The organism is Sagittula salina (genome assembly GCF_017813235.1).
Classification (GTDB): Bacteria; Pseudomonadota; Alphaproteobacteria; order Rhodobacterales; family Rhodobacteraceae; genus Sagittula; species Sagittula salina.
Map to the genome: position 1 here is coordinate 1 of NZ_JAGISH010000050.1, position 279 is coordinate 279.

1 protein-coding gene is annotated in these 279 nt (G+C 42.7%); it reads right to left on the reverse strand.

All coding sequences use genetic code 11. The features are described from left to right. On the reverse strand, nucleotides 1-212 hold a 212-nt coding region (locus J5474_RS22530; RefSeq protein WP_209364253.1), incomplete at its 3' end, for a PH domain-containing protein. Between the last annotated feature and the right edge of the window lie 67 nt (nucleotides 213-279).

Here is a 279-nt window from a genome sequence, read left to right on the forward strand (position 1 = left end):
CTTGTTTGTCCCTGAACAATTGGTGGGTCTAATGACAAGATGAAATATGCCTGCCTTCCATCTTTATGCGGCAATTGAAAGAGACGAAGCACTGTCTTGACCGGAATCTTGTAGTCAAAAGTTTTACCGTGAAGCTGAATGAAAGACGGAAATAGTTTGATATCATACCGACCGCGTGGCGTTAAACACTGTAGCTCTGTAAATGTTGCCACTGATTTTCCTGTGACCTTAATAACAGAGGCTCGATTGAGGACTTGTTCGACAAACGATTTTATGGCG